Here is a 16,167-nt window from a genome sequence, read left to right on the forward strand (position 1 = left end):
TTGAAACAGACGCTTTGCAGGTGTTACCGAACCGGCTGCCGCCGACGAACCGCCGCCGCCACCCACCACGACCAGCTTCGACGTGCGCGAATGCGATGATTGCGGTATGTTCCGAGCGATGGTTGATCGGCGGCCGGGTCCGTTAACAACCTCCGCCGCGGCCCGACATCAAATCCCTGGATCGGAGAAAGTGGACCCTACGGCCTTCGGATCTGGGTTATCTGCCATACTCTGCGCCAATGGCCACAACCACTTGAACCGCCACCGGGCGTTCGCTCCTCGGCGACGGACCGCTGCTGCCTGCTCGGCCGTCGCAGGTGGTCAAGCGGGTGGTGGGTGTCAACTGCCATACCCGAGTGGTCCGCTGTCGGCTCGTGACACGCCACCGCGACCGACTCACCGACGACGGCTGACCATGACCGCTGGGACTGCACGGATCGGCCCTGGGAGGAGACGTCATGCAGGCGCGCACCGAGAGAGGCAACGGGGCACTCGTACTGCTCTGCCTCGCGCAACTGACACTGCTGCTGGACTTCTCGATCGTCAACATGGCCCTACCCGCCATCGAGTCCGACCTGGGCCTGAGCGCGACCGGCCTGCAGTGGGTCGTGAGCGCCTACGCGCTGGGCTTCGGCGGCATGCTCCTGCTCGGCGGGCGGATGGCGGACCTGCTGGGTCGACGACGCATCTTCGTCGTCGGCCTGCTGGTCTTCGGTCTCAGCTCGTTGGCCGCCGGCCTGGCCTCCGCGTCCTGGCTACTGATCGCGACGCGGGCCGCGCAGGGCATCGGGGCCGGGATGGTCGCCCCCGCGGTACTGTCCCTGATCACCACCACCTTTCCCGAGGGCGCCGAGCGTAATCGGGCGCTGGGCTGGTTCAGCGCCGCCTCGGCGAGCGGCTTCGCGCTCGGCGTGCTGATCGGCGGCGCGCTCACCGACTACGTCGGGTGGCAGGCGGTCTTCCTGGTGAATGTGCCGATCGTGGCCCTGGCGGTGCCGTTCGCCTACCGGCTGCTGGCGGACGTGCGGTCGAGTGGGCCTCGCACGGGGTACGACCTGCTCGGAGCGGCGACCGCGACGGCGGGCATCACAGTGCTCATCTACGGCCTGACCGAGGTTCCCCGGCTGGGCCTGGCCTCGGGCCAGGTGCTGGCGGCGCTGGGCGCCGGCGTGGCCCTGCTGGTCGCGTTCGTGGCGGTCGAGGCCCGCTCCTCGGCGCCGCTGGTGCGACTGTCGATCTTCCGCAACCGGTCGTTGACCGCGGCGAACGTGCTCAGCGTGCTGGTGCCTGGTGTGATGGGCGCGGTGGTGCTGGTGCTCTCGCTCTATCTGCAGCAGGTGAAGGGTAACGACCCGCTGGTCGCCGGGTTGTCGTTCCTCCCGCTGGGCCTGGTCGTGGTCGTCGCCGCGCCGGTGGCCGCGATGATGGCGACGCGCTTCGGGGTGAAACCGGTGCTGGTCGTTGGCGCACTGATCGTGGGCGTCGCCATGCTGGTGCTGAGTCGTATCTCCCCATCGGCGGGCTACGTCGGTGTCGTGCTGCCCGGCCTGGCGCTCGCCGGCGTCGGCTTCGGAGCCTTCTTCGCGACCTCCACCGTGGCGGCCACCAGCGACGTCGACGACAGCGAGCAGGGCCTCGCCTCGGCTCTGGTCAACACCGCGCAGCAGGCCGGCACCGCGCTGGGCGTCGCGGTGCTGATCAGCCTCGCCGAGCACCGGACCACAGGGCTCGGCGCCCGTACCGCCGAATCGCTCGCGGCCGGGTTCCGGTTCGCCCTGCTGATCGCGGCGGCGGTGGCGGTGGCGGCGGCCATCGCGGCGGCGGTCGCGCTGCCGGGGCGCGTCCGGAACTCCGCCGGCCCAACAGATGAAGCGCGCGTCGGCGACCGAGCCAACGCCACGACTGATTAGGGTGGATTCATGGATCAACTTCCCAAGCACGACATCGCGAACCCCGCTCTGGCCGCGGAAGGTGTCCGCCGGATCGAGTGGGCGGATCGCTGCATGCCCGTGCTCCGGCAGGTGCGAGAACGTTTCGCCGAGCACCGCCCGTTCGCCGGCGTCCGCTTCGCCGCCTGTATGCACGTCACCACCGAGACCGCGAATCTCATGCGGACCCTGCACGCCGGTGGCGCCGAGATCGCGCTCTGCGCGTCGAATCCACTGTCCACCCAGGACGACGTGACGGCCGCCCTCGTGCACGAGTACGGCATCAGCGTCTTCGCCCGGACCGGCGTCGACCGGGACACCTACTACCAGCACATCAACTCGGCACTGGACATCCAGCCGGACTACGTCTTCGACGATGGATGCGACCTCGTCAACACCCTGCACACCAGCCGCACGGAACTGATCGAGAACATCAAGGCGGGTTGCGAGGAGACGACGACCGGAGTCCAGCGGCTGCGGCAGATGAGCCGGGACGGCGCACTGCGCTTTCCGATGGTCGCGGTCAACGACACCGACACGAAGCACATGTTCGACAACCGGTACGGCACCGGTCAGTCCTCGATGGACGCCATCATGCGCGCGACGAACGTGCTCTTCGCCGGGCGGACCGTCGTGGTCGCCGGTTTCGGCTACTGCGGGCAGGGGTTGGCGGAGCGCGCCGCCGGTCTCGGCGCCCAGGTGATCGTGACCGAGATCGACGCGACGAAGGCGCTGGACGCGCTGATGCAGGGTTACCGGGTCATGCCGATGCGGGACGCCGCCCCGCTGGGCGACATCTTCATCACGGTCACCAGCAACTCGGGCGTTCTGCGGCCCGAGCACTTCGAGACGATGAAGGACGGCGCGATCCTGGCCAACGCCGGCCACTTCGACGTCGAGGTGGACGTCGTCGGGCTCGAGAAGATGGCTGTCGAGAAGCGCACCGGCATCCGGCACCGCACCGACGAGTACGTGTTGCCGTCGGGTCGCCGCCTGCTGCTGGTCGCCGAGGGCCGGCTGGTCAACCTCGGCGCGGCCGAGGGGCACCCCGCCGCCGTCATGGACATGTCCTTCTCCGACCAGGCGCTCACGGCGGAGTGGCTGATCGGCAGCCACACCGACCTGTCGCCCGGGGTCCACGAGGTGCCTTCGGAGATCGACAAGGAGGTCGCCCGGCTGAAGTTGGCCGCGGAGGGCGTCAGCATCGACGTGCTGACCGACGATCAGCAGGCGTACCTCAGCGGCTGGCAGCACGGCTCCTGAGTCGAGGTCCTCGCCGGGCGGCGTCCGTCCATCACGGCGGGCGCGGCCCGGCGACTCGGCGAGTTGTGCGCACCACCGGTCCCACGACGGCGGCGCGGCGGTCCGGATCAATCGACGGTGACCCGTCAGCCCGTGCCGCCGGGCCAGCTAGCCCTTCACCAGATCGGAATGCGGCCAGGGCTGGCGCAGAATCTCCGCCACCCGTGGATCCGGGCCCGGCTCGACGAACGGGTACGACTGCTCGTCGCGCACGGCGAGCCGCACCTGCGCGTCCAACAGGCCCTGGTACGGCAGGCTGTTCGCCAGGCGTCCCGGCATCGCCAGCGACGCGTACTCCGGGCCCCACCAGAGCCCGACGGCGCGCTGCGCGTGCTCCTCGTCGAGCGCCGCCCAGAGGTTGACGACGACCGGATGCCCCTCGGTGCACGTCGCCTCGACCAGGCAACGCACGAAGCAGCCCAGGCCATCCACCAGGAGCAGATCATCCCGGTTCCAGGCGTACTCGACCCGAGACTGTTGGTCCTGCTCGGTGAGCTCCGAGACCGCGTCGGGTGCGGTGAAGTGCACCGTGTGCCGGGATGTCGATGAAAGGTCAACCGGGCGCTGCATCAGCTCAGCATGCCTCATGATCGAGGGCCTTCCAAACTCCCTGACACCGCACCTACTCCTCCCCCGCGAACACCACCTCGCGGCGCCTCTTGATCGTTGGGAGGACGGTGATGACAAGCGCCACCAGGGCCAGGGCGAGGAGTACCGCGGAGATGGGTCGGGTCAGGAAGACCGACGGGTCGCCACGGGAGATGATGAGCGCCCGCCGCAGATTCTCCTCCAGCAGCGGGCCGAGGACGAAGCCGAGCAGCAGTGGTGCCGGCTCGCACCCACACTTGATCAGGACGTAGCCCAGGAGCCCGAAGAACGCGATGGCGTAGACGTCGTACGCGTTGAGGCTCAGCGAGTAGGTGCCGATCGCGGCGAACAGGATGATCATCGGGAACAGCACCTGGTAGGGGATGCGCAGCATCCGCACCCAGATGCCGATCAGCGGCAGGTTCAGCAGCAGGAGCAGCACGTTGCCGATCCACATCGACGCGATCAGGCCCCAGAACAGCGCCGGCTCGTCGGTGATCACGTTCGGGCCGGGGGTGATGCCGTGCACGATGAACGCGCCGACCATCAACGCCATCACCGGGTGTGCCGGCAGACCCAGGGTGAGCAGCGGGATGAACGATGTCTGCGCTGCCGCGTTGTTCGCCGACTCGGGCCCCGCGACGCCCTCGATCGCCCCGTGCCCGAACTCCCGCGGGCGCTTCGAGATCCGCTTCTCCACGGCGTACGAGGTGAACGACGCCAGCACGTGGCCACCGCCGGGCAGGACGCCGAGCGCCGCGCCGAGACCCGTTCCGCGCAGGATCGGGCCCACGCTCCGACGCCGCTCCTCGCCTGTCGGCCAGAGGCTCGTCACCTTGCTCACGATCGTCGCCCGGGTCTGCTCGTTCTCCAGGTTGCGCAAAATCTCGGCCACCCCGAACATGCCGACGGCCACCGACACGAAGTCGATCCCGCCGTACAGCTCACGCTGGTCGAACACGAAGCGGGGGGTGCCGGTGTAGATGTCCTGGCCGACAGTGCCGAGCAGCACCCCGAGGACGATCATCGCCAGCGCCTTGAGCGTCGAGCCACGGGCCAGCGCGATCGAGACGACCAGGCCGAAGAGGACCAGCGAGAAGTAGTCGGCCGGGCCGAACCTCAACGCGACGCTGGCCAGCGGTGGGGCCGCGACGGCCAGGGCGACGGTGGCCACCGTGCCCGCGATGAAGGAGCCGACCGCGGCGACCGCCAGCGCGGCGCCGGCCCGGCCCTGGCGGGCCATCTCGTGCCCGTCCAGCGCGGTGACCGCCGCCGAGGACTCACCGGGCAGGTTGATCAGGATCGCGGTCGTCGATCCGCCGTACTGCGCCCCGTAGTAGATGCCGGCCAGCATGATCAACGCCGTCACCGGCTCGAAGCTGAACGTGATCGGCAGCAGCATCGCCACCGTCGCCGTCGGTCCGATGCCGGGCAGCACGCCGACCGCCGTGCCGAGCAGCACACCCACGAAGCAGTACAGGACGTTCTGGACCAGGAAGGCGGTCGAGAAGCCCAGCGCGAGATTGTCGAAGAGTTCCATGTCTCAGTCCGGCGGCCGCGTCAGAACCCGAGCCACGAGCCCCAGAGCGGGATCCGCATCTGGAGTCCGACGATGAAGATGAGCGTGCTGGCCACGGTCAGCCCGGCGGCCACGGCCACCGCCGTGAGCAGTCGTACCCGCGAGCTGGCCAGCGTGGTGAGCAGGGCGGTCACCGCCGACGTCGGCACGAACCCGAGGCGTCGGACGGCGAAGCCGAAGAACAGCAGCGCGAGGGTGATGACGGCGATCGCCCGCCACGGGATCGGACCGAAGGCGATGACCTCGCCGGCGATCAGCCCCTTGACGACGATCGCCAGACCCAGCGCGGCCACTGTCGCGCCGACCAGCAGCGGGAAGGCGCCCGGGCCCATCCGCAGCGGGGTGCCCAACTCGTAGCCGAGCGACCCCACCACGAACGCGCCACCGATGAGAACGAAGACTCCCCCGGCCAGGACGTCCGGCAGGGACCGGCGACGCTCCACGTCAGGAGGCCTTGACCCCGGCGTCGGCGATGACCTTCGCCCAGGTGCCCAGCTGCTCTTCGAGCTTGGTCCGGTGCGCCTGCGGGGTGGCCGCCTCGGGCGGGACCGGCGCGGTGCCGAGCTTGGCCATCTGTTCGATGACCCGGGGTTCGGCCAGTGCCACCTTCAGCGCCTCGGAGAGCTTCCGGACCACCTCCGGCGGCGTGCCGGCCGGGACGTAGAGACCGTGCCACACGCTGACCTGGAGCTGGGGCAGCCCGGCCTCGGCCGTGGTGGGCAGGTCGGGCAGGCTCTTCACCCGCTGCGGGGTGGTGACCGCGTACGCCTTGACCTTGCCCGCGGAGATCTGGCCGCTGGTGTTTGTCGTCTGGTCGCACATGAAGTCGACCTGGCCGCCGACGAGGTCGGTCAGCGCGGGGCCGGTGCCCTGGTACGGGACCTCCTGGAGCTTGACGCCGACGGCGGTCTGGAACAGCAGGCCGCACAGGTGCGACGCGGCGCCGATGCCGGCGTTGGCCAGCGTGACCTTGTTGGCGTTGGCCTTCACGTAGGCCACCAGGTCCGCGAGCGTCGCCGGCGCGAAGTCCTTACGGCCGACGACCGTCATCGGCACCTCGGTGACGAGCCCGACCGTCTCGAAGTCCTTGAGTGGCTGGTAACCGAGCTTCTCGTACAGGGCCGGCGCCGTCGACATGCCGATGTGGTGCATGAGCACGGTGAGGCCGTCCGGTTCGGCCTGCGCCACCTCGCCGGCACCGACGGTGCCACCCGCGCCCTCGACGTTCCGCACCACGATCTTGCCGCCGAGCTGTGCGGCCATCGGTTCGGCGATCATGCGGGTGACCGTGTCGGTCGGGCCACCCGCGCTGAATGGCACGACGAAGGTGATGTTCCGGCCCGGGTAGTCGTCGGTTCCGCCGCGGCCGGTGGCACCGCCGTTGCCCGAACAGGCGGCGACGAGCGCAACGAGGCTGAGGGCGGCGCTCATCCGTGTGGCGGCCCGGTATCTGCTGGTCGTTCCCACGTCGAGGCCTCCTCGTCGACACCTGCGCACTCACCGGCGAGTGCGCCGCCTCAGTCTCGGCCGGCGAGGACCCGGATGGTGTCAGAAAAATCGCAAGATCTAGAGGGATAGCAGAGCGTCAATGCTGGGCGTACAATCCGCCGCTATGCGGATCACCGTCATCGAGGACGACGACCGGGTGGCACGCGGTCTGATGACCGTCCTCACCCAGGCGGGTTTCGAGGTCCGCCGCATCGCCACCGCCGCCGAGGCGATGCGTGCGGTTCCCTCCGATGTCGTCCTCGTCGACCTGGGCCTGCCCGACGGGGACGGGCTCGACGTGGTCCGCAGGCTGCGGGACTGCCCGGAGACGGCGGTCATCGCCGTGACCGCCCGTTCGGAGGAGCACGAGCGCGTCCGTGGCCTGCGCGCCGGCGCCGACGACTACATCGTCAAGCCGTTCGGCATCCCGGAGTTGCTGGCCCGCATCGACGCCGTCCTGCGGCGTACCCGGGCGGCTCGGGCGCTGACCCAGCCGGACGGGCCGCTGGTCCTGGGCCCGATGCGGATCGGCGTCGGCACCCGCGAGGTGACCATCGACGGCGCGCCGGTGACGCTGACCCGCAAGGAGTTCGAACTGCTCCTGCTGCTGGCCCGGCGGGCGCCCAACGTGGTCAGCCGCGACGCCATCCTGGACCAGATCTGGGGCGCGACCTGGGAGTCCGCGAGTCGCACCCTGGACACCCACATCTCGGCGCTGCGGCACAAGGTCGGGCCGGCCGTGCTCATCCGCACCATGCACGGGGTCGGCTACCGGCTGCTGACCGACGGCCCGGAGCTGATCGGCTGACCCGCCGTGAATCGTCGCCTGCTCGCCGTCCTCGTACCCCTCGCGGTGCTGCTCGTCGCGGCGCTCGGGGTGCCGCTCAGCGTCACCGTGGCGGAGCGGGAGATGCAGGAGACCTACGTCGACCGGCTCGGCGACGTCGGTCGGTTCGCGTCGCTGGCCGACACCGCCCTGTCGACCGGGCGGACCGAGGCGCTGCACCAGGAGTTGGCGCGCTACCACAAGCTGTACGGCATCCCGGTCGTGGTGATCGACACGTCGGGCACGGTGCTGCTCGGACCGGCCGAGGCCTACCAGGAGGCAGCGCGAGCCGAGCCGGCGTTGCCCCGGATCGTGACGGCGGCGCTGGCCGGCGCCCGATCCGAACCGTCCGGAGCGTGGGCGCCCTGGGACAACTCCGCCCTCGTGGTGGCCGAGCCGGTGGGGCGGGACAGTGAGGTCGTCGGCGCCGTCGTGACGATCTCCGACCTGTCGACCACGCGCGAACGCATCCTGGTCCGCTGGGCCCGCCTCGCCGGGCTCGGGTTGCTGCCGCTGATCGCACTGGTGGCCGTCGCCTGGCCGGTCTCGGCGTGGGTGCTGCGCCCGGTACGCAAGCTGGACGCGGCGACCTCGCGGATCTCCCAGGGCGACCTGACGATCCGCGTCGACGCCGAGGCCGGACCGACCGAGCTGCGGCGGCTGGCCGGGTCCTTCAACATCATGATGGACGCCGTCGAGAACTCCGTGCATCGGCAGCGGGCGTTCGTGTCCGACGCGTCGCACCAGTTACGCAACCCGTTGACCAGCCTCCGGCTCGCGGTGGAGAGCCTCGACCCACACCTTCGGCCGGAGGGCGACGGGCGGCAGGTCTACGACGTCGCCGTCGACGAGTTGAAGGCGATGCAGCGGATGCTGAATTCGCTCCAGGCCAGCGCGCGGTTGGAGAGCATGCGAACGGCCTCCCCGGTGGACCTCGACGAGGTGCTGACCACCCGGGTGGACCGGTGGCGGGCGTTGACCGCGTCGGCGGGGCAGACGCTCTCCGTCGACGTGCCGCCGGGGCTGCGGCTGCTGGAGCCACCCGGCGGGCTGGGCAGCATCCTGGACGAGCTGATCAGCAACGCGTTGCGGTTGTCGGACGCGCAGCTGGTGGAGGTGCGGGCCCGGGTCGTCCCGGGCGATCCGGGTGTCGGGTCCGGCAACGGCACCGCGACGGGAGACGTCGTCGTGATCACCGTCCGCGACGACGGTCACGGCGTCGACGCCACGGAGCGGGCTCAGGCACTGCAACGGTTCTGGCGGTCACCCCGGCACCAGAACGTCTCCGGGACCGGCCTGGGCCTGGCGATCTGCGCCGACCTGGTCGCCCGGGCCGGGGGCGAGCTGCGGCTGGAGGAGGGCCTGCCCCGCCCGGACGGCACCGGGCACGGGTTCGCCGCGGTGATCGTGCTGCCGGTCGTGCCCGGCGTGGAGTCGTCGCGCGGCGCGACGCGGACGCCGGTCTGAGGACCGGTCCCCGTCGCGGGTCAGCGTTTGCGGTCGCGGAACCAGGCCGCCGCGCCGGGGTGCAGCGGGATCGTCGCGGTGGAGATCGCGGTCCGCACGTTGATCTGCCACGCTTCGGGGACGGCCTCCCCGTCGTCGCGGCTGCCCGAGGCGATCGTTCCGGTGTGCGTGAAGATCGTGTCGGTGATGGCGTAGACCAGGTCGGCGGGCAGGTCGTTGCGGACCAGAAGCACATTCGGCACCGCTACCGTGCGGGTGGCCGGGACGCTGGCGTAGGCGGTCGCGGGGATCATCGCCGGCGCGTACGGACCCGGGTACGCCCGGCAGAGCGCGTCCGCCTGCGCGTCCAACGGGATCATCCGGACGGGGTGCCGCAGCGCCAGCTCGGTGATGGCCGGTGTCGGGACGCCGGTCAGGGAGAACATCGCGTCGATCTTGCCGTCGCGCAGCGACGCCGCCGAGTCGGCCTGGCTGAGGAACCGACGGTCGGCCCGCATCCGCGCGAGCTGAAGGACCCGCGCCGAGGTGAACTCGGTGCCCGAGTCGTGGGCCCCGAGGGACACCCGTTTGCCAGTCAGGTCGGCGAACTCGTCGAGACCGGAACCGGCCATCACCACGAGATGCAGGTGACTGTCGTAGAGCCGGCAGATCGCCGACAGCCCCTCCGGTGCGCTGCCGTCGGTAGTGATCAGCACGTCGAGGCTGGTCAGCCCGAGCTGCACCTCGCCAGCTCGCAGCATCCGGATGTTGTCGGTGGACGCCCTGCTCGGCACGGTGGTCACCGTGGCGCCCGGCACGTACTCGGAGATGTGTTCGGCCAGCGCACCGCCGATGCGCCGGTACACCGCCCCCGCCGGCCCGGTGGCGAGTCGCAGGTGCACCTCGTCGACCTCGGGCTCCCGGGTGCACCCGACGAGCATCCCGCCGGCGGCCAGGAGCACCGCCCGTCGGCTGAGCCGCGACTCCCGGATCGGCACCATGCCGCGATGATACAAACGGCGACCGTCGATGGCTGACGCCGACCGGCCGGCTCCCGGCACACCCGACCCCGCGGTCAGCGCTGCCCCTGTCGGCTCAGCAGGCCGAGCCGGCCGGCGATGTGCGTGGCCACCTCGTCCGCCCGCTCGGCGAGATAGAAGTGCCCACCCGAGAAGACCCGGATCGCGCAGGTGGCGTTGGTGTGCAACGCCCAGGCCTTGGCGTCCTCCACCGCGACGCGCGGGTCGACGTCGCCGATCAGCACCTCGATCGGCGGCGCGACTGCCGCCTGCGGCGGGTCACACCGGTACGACTCGATCGCTGTGTAGTCCGCCCGCACCGCCGGCATGATCATGGCGATCAGCTCGGGGTCGGCCAGCAGGCTGACGTCGGTGCCGCCGAGCTGGCGCATCTCGTCGATCACCGCCGGGTCGTCGCGACGGTGCACGTTCTCCTCCCGGACCACCGAGGGCGCTCGCCGACCGGAGGCGAAGAGCACCTCGGGCACTGGCGCGCCGCGGCGTTCCAGCCGGCGGGTCACCTCGAAGGCGAGGATCGCCCCCATGCTGTGGCCGAAGAACGCGAACGGACCCTCGACCGCGCCGGCCAGCACGTCGGCCACCTGGTCGGCGAGCAGGCCGAGGTCGGTGATCGCGGTTTCGCGGTGGCGGTCGTGGCGGCCCGGGTACTGCACGGCGAGCACCTCGATCTTGTCGCCGAAGAGCCCGGCCAGCGGCGAGTAGTAGCTGGCGGCGCCGCCGGCGTGCGGAAAGCACACCAGCCGGACCGGGGCGTGTGGAAGCCGCCGCACGACCCTGATCCACGTCTGATCCATGGGCTTCATCGTCCGCCGGGGCGCGGAACCGAGCAACACCGGTTCGAAGTCTCAAGTCTCCCGCCGAGCAGCGGGCGGGCCGCGCCGGCCGAGGGATTGACCGCCGGGGAGGGCCGGGGTTAACTGCACAGCAACGATGTGGATCGATGTTCATCCGGCCGCCTCATCCGGCACGGTGACGCCGTTCCGTGTCGTCTCGACATCGCCCCCGTCTTCGGCGGACGTGGGCAGACCGGGGCACCTCCCGGGGTGCGAGACACGCATCCGCACGGACGATCCAGAGGAGATCGTGTCGATGACGATGACGCCGCCGCTACGAATCGCAGTCGCCGCCCGGCCCGTCGGCTCGAGGCGATCGACCCCTGGGTGACGTTCGAGCTGACCACCCCTGCGCACACGTCGAGCCCGGCGGGTCCACTGTGGCCCGCGGCCGGCAGCCTCCCGAGCCCGGCGTCGGCGGCCCGGCCTCCAGCACTCCCCTGGCGGGCGCGCACCGACCGGTGCGCGTGCGCCCGACCGTCCCGTCCACCCGACCCGGGAGTACGCCATGCGCACACCACGTCCGCGCCTCACCGCGGCCGTCGTCCTGGCCATCCTCGCCAGCCTGCTGCCGATCCTGGTGGGGGTCACCGCCGCCGCACCACCGGCAGCGGCGGCACCCCCCGCGACCAGTCAGTTCGAGAAGATCAAGCTCGACGGCGGGCTCTCCATGGGAGAGCCGATCGAGTTGTCCGTCCTGCCCGACGGCAAGGTGCTCTACATCAACCGGGGCACCAGTTCCGGTGGCGGCCAGGTCCGCCTCTACAACCCGGCCACCCGCAGCACGACCGTCGCGTTGACAGTGCAACTGGACGCCCGGTTCGAGGACGGCCTGATCGGCATCACCGCGCACCCGAGGTTCGCGGCCAACCGCTGGGTGTACCTGTTCTACTCGCCGGCCGGCACCCCGCTGGTCAACCGCATCTCGCGGTTCACCTTCAACCCGAGCACGCTGGTGCTCGACCCGGCCAGCGAGACCCGGCTGATCGAGTGGCCGACCGAACGTCGGCTCTGCTGCCACTCGGCCGGCTCGATGACCTGGGACAGCAACGAGAACCTCTACTTCGCCGTCGGCGACAACACCAACTCCGGCGGTGACTCGGCCGGCATGGCCCCGATCGACGAACGGACGAGCCGGGACGCCCAGTACGACGCGCAGCGGACCTCGGGCAACACCAACGACCTGCGCGGGAAGATCAACCGCATCCACCCGGAGGACAACGGCACGTACACCATCCCGGCCGGCAACCTCTTCGCGGCGGGCACCAGCGGCACCCGGCCGGAGATCTACGTGATGGGGGTTCGCAACCCGTACCGGGTCTGGGTGGACCGGAAGAGCAGCAACACCCTCTACTGGGGCGAGGTCGGGCCGGACGCGGGAGCGACGATCGCCAACCGGGGGCCGGCGGCGTACGACGAGTGGAACCGGGCCACCGCGCCGGGTAACCACGGCTGGCCCTACTGCGGTGGTCCCAACGTCGCCTACAACGACTGGGACTTCGCCACCAACTCGCCACGCGGCTGGTTCCCGTGCGGCGGCAGCACCGGTCCGGTGAACAACTCGCCGCGCAACACCGGCCTCCAGCAGCTGCCGCCGACCCGGGGCGCGCTGGTCTGGGAGCAGCACGGCGGCAGCCGGGAGTGGCCCGCCCTGGACAGCCCGGGCGGCTGTGGCTCGCCCAACCACGCCGAGGTCTACCACTACGACAGCAACCTGGTCTCCGAGGTGAAGTGGCCGGCGTACTACGACAACAAACTGCTCATCGCCGAGTACTGCCGTAACTGGATCAAGGAGATCCAGTTCGACAACGGCAACGCGCGCACCGGCAACCCGACGGTCATCGAGCCGGTGCTGGCCGGGATGTCGTTCGTCCACCCGATCGACCTGGAGTTCGGGCCGGACGGCTCGCTCTACCTGCTGGAGTACGGCAACGGCTACTTCTCCGGCGACGCCGCCGCCGGGCTCTACAAAATCAACTACGTGGCCGGTGGGCGGTCCCCGACCGCCGTCGCCTCGGCCAGCCCGGACAACGGCCTGAGCCCGTTGACGGTCAGCTTCTCCAGCGCCGGCAGCACCGACCCGGACGGCGACCCGCTGACCTACGCGTGGGACTTCGACAGCAACGGAACCGTCGACTCCACCGCCGCCAACCCCACCCACACGTACGCCAGCAGCGGCGACAAGCGGGCCCGGCTCACCGTGTCCGACGGGACCGGCCGCTCCGGCACCACCCAGGTGGCCGTCGTGGTGGGCAACAACCGGCCCACCGTCTCGCTGAACGGCATCCCCAACGGCGGGCTGTTCTCCTGGGACGAGAACCTGACCGCCACCGCGACCGCCACCGACGCCCAGGACGGCACGATCCCGTGCGCGAACGTGACGGTCCGGGCGGCGCTCGGCCACCAGGAGCACGCGCACGAGGAGGGCCAGGGCACCGGTTGCGGCTTCACCGTCAACACCGGGCCGGTGCACGCGGGGCCGGACTCGGTGCTCTTCTTCCTGCTGCGAGCCGGCTACACCGACCGGGGCGCGGCCGGCAGCGTGCCGCTCACCGCCGAGCGGGACGTCACCCTCTGGCCCAAGCAGTGGCAGGCCGAACACCACGTCTCGCTGCACGGCCCCCAGGTGATCAACGCGGGCGGCGCGGAGGGCGGCCGGCGGCTCGGTGACATCCAGAACGGCGAGTACGTCCGGCACCACGCGGTGAGCCTGAAGGGCATCACCGGGATCCGGGCCCGGGTCTCCTCGGACAAGGCCGGCAACGTCGCCTCCTTCCGGTACGACTCCCCCACCGGCCCGGAGGTCGCCCGGGTCACCGTGCCCAACACCGGCGGCTGGGACAACTACACCGAGATCAGCGCGACGGTCAGCAGGCCCGACGACAACACCCACGACCTGTACGTGGTGTTCACCGGCGGCAGCGGAGGAGCCCTGCTCGACCTGGACAGCTACACGTTCACCGGCGCGGGGGTGAGCACTCCGACGGGCGGCGTGCGCACCGGCCCGATCCGGGGCATGAGCAAGTGCGTCGACGTCAACGCCGGTGGGACCGCCGACGGCACCCGGGTCCAGATGTGGGACTGCATCGCCGGCGCTACCAACCAGCAGTGGACGTTGCCCGGCGACGGCACCATCCGCAGCCTGGGCAAGTGCCTGGACGTCCAGTCCAGCGGCACCACCAACGGCACCCCGATCCACCTGTGGACCTGCAACGGCAGCGGAGCCCAGCAGTGGGTGTCCGGGCCCAACGGCAGCCTGCGCAACCCGCAGGCCAACCGGTGCCTCGACATCCCCTCCTCCACGCCGACGAACGGACGGCAGTTGCAGATCTACGACTGCAACGGCACCGCGGCGCAGAACTGGACCCTGCCGTGACCGGACCCGCTCTCCTCTCGCAAGGAGCCGCCATGCGCAGACGCGCCGTCATCGCGTTCACCGCCGTCGTCGTCGCCGGGCTCACCGTCGCCGCCGGGGCGACGACTGTGGCCCCGAGCCGGGCCGAGGCCGCGCCGCCGAGCACGACTTTGGCCTCCGCCCCGACCGGCTCGCAGGTGGAGCCGGGCTACACCCCGCTGTTCGACGGCACCCCGGCCAGCCTCGCGCAGTGGCGGCAGGCCGGGCCGGGCGGCTTCACGCTCGCCGACGGCGTCCTCACCTCGTACGGCGGGATGGGGTTGCTCTGGTATCCGGTGCGCACCTTCGGCGACTACTCGCTCAAGGTCGACTGGATGATGCCGGGCGACGACAACGGTGGGGTCTTCATCGGGTTCCCCGATCCGCAGGGTGACCCGTGGGGCCCGGTCGGCACCGGTCACGAGATCCAGATCGACGCCACCGACGGCGACCCGACGCGCACCACCGGCAGCGTCTACAGCTTCCAGGCGCCGGACCAGGCCGCCCGCGCGGCGGCGCTCAACCCACCCGGCGCCTGGAACAGCTACGAGATCGGCGTGCACGGTCAGCGGGTCGAGATCTGGCTCAACGGCATCAAGATCAACGATTACCTCAGCAGCCGGGCCATCGCCAACGGCTACCTCGGCCTGCAGAACGACGGTGCCGGCCTCGACATCAACTACCGCAACGTGCGGATCAGGACGGACGGCCCGAGCGAGCCGCCCGCCACCGATCTCGCCCGGGGCCGTCAGGTGACCGCGTCCAGTGTCGAGCCGGGCAGCCCGCACGCGGCGGCGAACGCCGTGGACGGCGACCCGGCCACCCGCTGGGGCAGCGCCTACGCCGACCCACAGTGGATCACCGTCGACCTCGGGGCGACGTACGCGATCAACCGGGTCCGGCTCGCCTGGGAGACGGCGCACGCCCGGGCGTACCAGGTCCAGCTCTCCCCGGACAACGCGACCTGGTCGCCGGTGTACACCACGACCACGGGCGACGGCGGCGTCGACGACCTCACGGTCAGCGGCACCGGCCGCTACCTGCGGGTGTACGGCACCCAACGGGCCACCCAGTGGGGTTACTCGCTGTGGGACCTCAACGTCCACGGCAGCGCCACCGGTGGCACCCCGCTCTCCCGGGGCCGGCCGGTCACCGCGTCGAGCGTGGAGCCGGGCAGCACGCACGCGGCGGCCAACGCCGTGGACGGCGTCCCGGCCACCCGCTGGGGCAGCGCCTACGCCGACCCGCAGTGGATCTCGGTGGACCTGGGCGCCTCCCGCACAGTGAACCGGGTCCGGCTGACCTGGGAGGCGGCGTACGCGCGGGCGTACCAGATCCAGGTCTCGCCGGACAACGTCACCTGGTCGACGGTGCACACCACGACCACCGGCGACGGCGGCGTGGACGACATCGCCATCTCGGCCACCGGCCGCCACCTACGTGTCCTGGGCACCCAACGAGCCCTGCCCGGGTACGGCTACTCGCTGTGGGAGCTGGAGGTCCACGGCAGCTGAGCCGACCCGCTCACCTGCGTTGAGCCCTCTCCGGGTCCGCCGTCGTACCGTCCCCCTCCGAGGACGGCGGGCCACCACCAGGGCAGCCGGTGCGACCGGCGTCCCCCGGTCGCACGGCTGCCCCCAACCCGTTGGAGCGTCATGCACCCCAAGAACCGCTGGTTGCGGGCGGCCGCCGCCCTCGTCACCGCGATTGGCCTCGCCGCGACCCCCACCCCGCCCGCCCAGG

At 71.0% G+C, this 16,167-nt stretch carries 12 protein-coding genes; 6 read left to right on the forward strand and 6 right to left on the reverse strand.

Going from position 1 to position 16,167, the window contains the following annotated elements; translation table 11 throughout:
* Positions 1-458: 458 nt before the first annotated feature.
* Complete coding sequence (locus JM949_RS12635; protein WP_203148633.1) at positions 459-1,910, forward strand: MFS transporter; 1,452 nt, start codon at positions 459-461, stop codon at positions 1,908-1,910.
* 9 nt (positions 1,911-1,919) lie between these two features.
* Positions 1,920-3,191 carry an adenosylhomocysteinase gene (locus JM949_RS12640; RefSeq protein ID WP_203148634.1) on the forward strand — a complete coding sequence of 424 codons (1,272 nt, stop codon included), beginning with the start codon at positions 1,920-1,922 and terminating at the stop codon, positions 3,189-3,191.
* A 147-nt stretch (positions 3,192-3,338) separates the two neighbouring features.
* On the opposite strand, the gene JM949_RS12645 is transcribed toward JM949_RS12640, so the two are convergent.
* The 4 genes from JM949_RS12645 to JM949_RS12660 are packed head-to-tail and all read right to left on the reverse strand — an operon-like array spanning position 3,339 to position 6,864.
* The gene (locus JM949_RS12645) at positions 3,339-3,800 is read right to left on the reverse strand and encodes a DUF2199 domain-containing protein (protein WP_203148636.1); all 462 of its coding nucleotides are present in this window, start codon (positions 3,798-3,800) and stop codon (positions 3,339-3,341) included.
* Between the two features lie 52 nt (positions 3,801-3,852).
* Positions 3,853-5,358 carry a tripartite tricarboxylate transporter permease gene (locus tag JM949_RS12650; RefSeq protein ID WP_203148638.1) on the reverse strand — a complete coding sequence of 502 codons (1,506 nt, stop codon included), beginning with the start codon at positions 5,356-5,358 and terminating at the stop codon, positions 3,853-3,855.
* A gap of 20 nt (positions 5,359-5,378) precedes the next feature.
* Complete coding sequence (locus JM949_RS12655; protein ID WP_203148640.1) at positions 5,379-5,840, reverse strand: tripartite tricarboxylate transporter TctB family protein; 462 nt, start codon at positions 5,838-5,840, stop codon at positions 5,379-5,381.
* A 1-nt stretch (position 5,841) separates the two neighbouring features.
* On the reverse strand, positions 5,842-6,864 hold the full coding sequence (locus JM949_RS12660) for a tripartite tricarboxylate transporter substrate-binding protein (protein ID WP_203148641.1): 1,023 nt from the start codon (positions 6,862-6,864) through the stop codon (positions 5,842-5,844).
* A 145-nt stretch (positions 6,865-7,009) separates the two neighbouring features.
* On the opposite strand from JM949_RS12660, the gene JM949_RS12665 reads away from it, so the two are divergent.
* Positions 7,010-7,693, forward strand: a complete 684-nt coding sequence (locus JM949_RS12665; RefSeq protein WP_203148643.1) for a response regulator transcription factor — start codon at positions 7,010-7,012, stop codon at positions 7,691-7,693.
* A gap of 6 nt (positions 7,694-7,699) precedes the next feature.
* A complete protein-coding gene (locus JM949_RS12670) occupies positions 7,700-9,178 on the forward strand; it encodes a sensor histidine kinase (RefSeq protein WP_203148644.1) in 1,479 nt (492 codons plus the stop codon).
* 20 nt (positions 9,179-9,198) lie between these two features.
* Here the strand turns inward: JM949_RS12670 and JM949_RS12675 are convergent, their stop codons facing one another.
* Both JM949_RS12675 and JM949_RS12680 read right to left on the reverse strand, forming a co-directional pair.
* On the reverse strand, positions 9,199-10,158 hold the full coding sequence (locus JM949_RS12675; protein WP_203148646.1) for a TAXI family TRAP transporter solute-binding subunit: 960 nt from the start codon (positions 10,156-10,158) through the stop codon (positions 9,199-9,201).
* A 74-nt stretch (positions 10,159-10,232) separates the two neighbouring features.
* Positions 10,233-10,991, reverse strand: coding sequence for a thioesterase II family protein (locus JM949_RS12680; protein ID WP_238433050.1), 759 nt, complete (start codon positions 10,989-10,991; stop codon positions 10,233-10,235).
* A 547-nt stretch (positions 10,992-11,538) separates the two neighbouring features.
* Here JM949_RS12680 and JM949_RS12685 point away from each other — a divergent pair.
* Both JM949_RS12685 and JM949_RS12690 read left to right on the forward strand, forming a co-directional pair.
* A complete protein-coding gene (locus JM949_RS12685; protein WP_203148648.1) occupies positions 11,539-14,406 on the forward strand; it encodes a ricin-type beta-trefoil lectin domain protein in 2,868 nt (955 codons plus the stop codon).
* A gap of 32 nt (positions 14,407-14,438) precedes the next feature.
* A complete protein-coding gene (locus JM949_RS12690; protein ID WP_203148650.1) occupies positions 14,439-15,938 on the forward strand; it encodes a galactose-binding domain-containing protein in 1,500 nt (499 codons plus the stop codon).
* The last annotated feature ends 229 nt before the right edge of the window (positions 15,939-16,167 follow it).

The organism is Micromonospora tarensis (assembly GCF_016803395.1).
Taxonomy (GTDB): Bacteria; Actinomycetota; Actinomycetes; order Mycobacteriales; family Micromonosporaceae; genus Micromonospora; species Micromonospora tarensis.

What these genes read in the sequence shown, in the direction of transcription:
- JM949_RS12635 (WP_203148633.1), top strand. Translation starts at nt 459, where the DNA reads ATGCAGGCGCGCACCGAGAGAGGCAACGGGGCACTCGTACTGCTCTGC.
- JM949_RS12640 (WP_203148634.1), top strand. Translation starts at nt 1,920, where the DNA reads ATGGATCAACTTCCCAAGCACGACATCGCGAACCCCGCTCTGGCCGCG.
- JM949_RS12645 (WP_203148636.1), bottom strand. Translation starts at nt 3,800, where the DNA reads ATGCAGCGCCCGGTTGACCTTTCATCGACATCCCGGCACACGGTGCAC.
- JM949_RS12650 (WP_203148638.1), bottom strand. Translation starts at nt 5,358, where the DNA reads ATGGAACTCTTCGACAATCTCGCGCTGGGCTTCTCGACCGCCTTCCTG.
- JM949_RS12665 (WP_203148643.1), top strand. Translation starts at nt 7,010, where the DNA reads ATGCGGATCACCGTCATCGAGGACGACGACCGGGTGGCACGCGGTCTG.
- JM949_RS12675 (WP_203148646.1), bottom strand. Translation starts at nt 10,158, where the DNA reads ATGGTGCCGATCCGGGAGTCGCGGCTCAGCCGACGGGCGGTGCTCCTG.
- JM949_RS12680 (WP_238433050.1), bottom strand. Translation starts at nt 10,991, where the DNA reads ATGGATCAGACGTGGATCAGGGTCGTGCGGCGGCTTCCACACGCCCCG.
- JM949_RS12685 (WP_203148648.1), top strand. Translation starts at nt 11,539, where the DNA reads ATGCGCACACCACGTCCGCGCCTCACCGCGGCCGTCGTCCTGGCCATC.
- JM949_RS12690 (WP_203148650.1), top strand. Translation starts at nt 14,439, where the DNA reads ATGCGCAGACGCGCCGTCATCGCGTTCACCGCCGTCGTCGTCGCCGGG.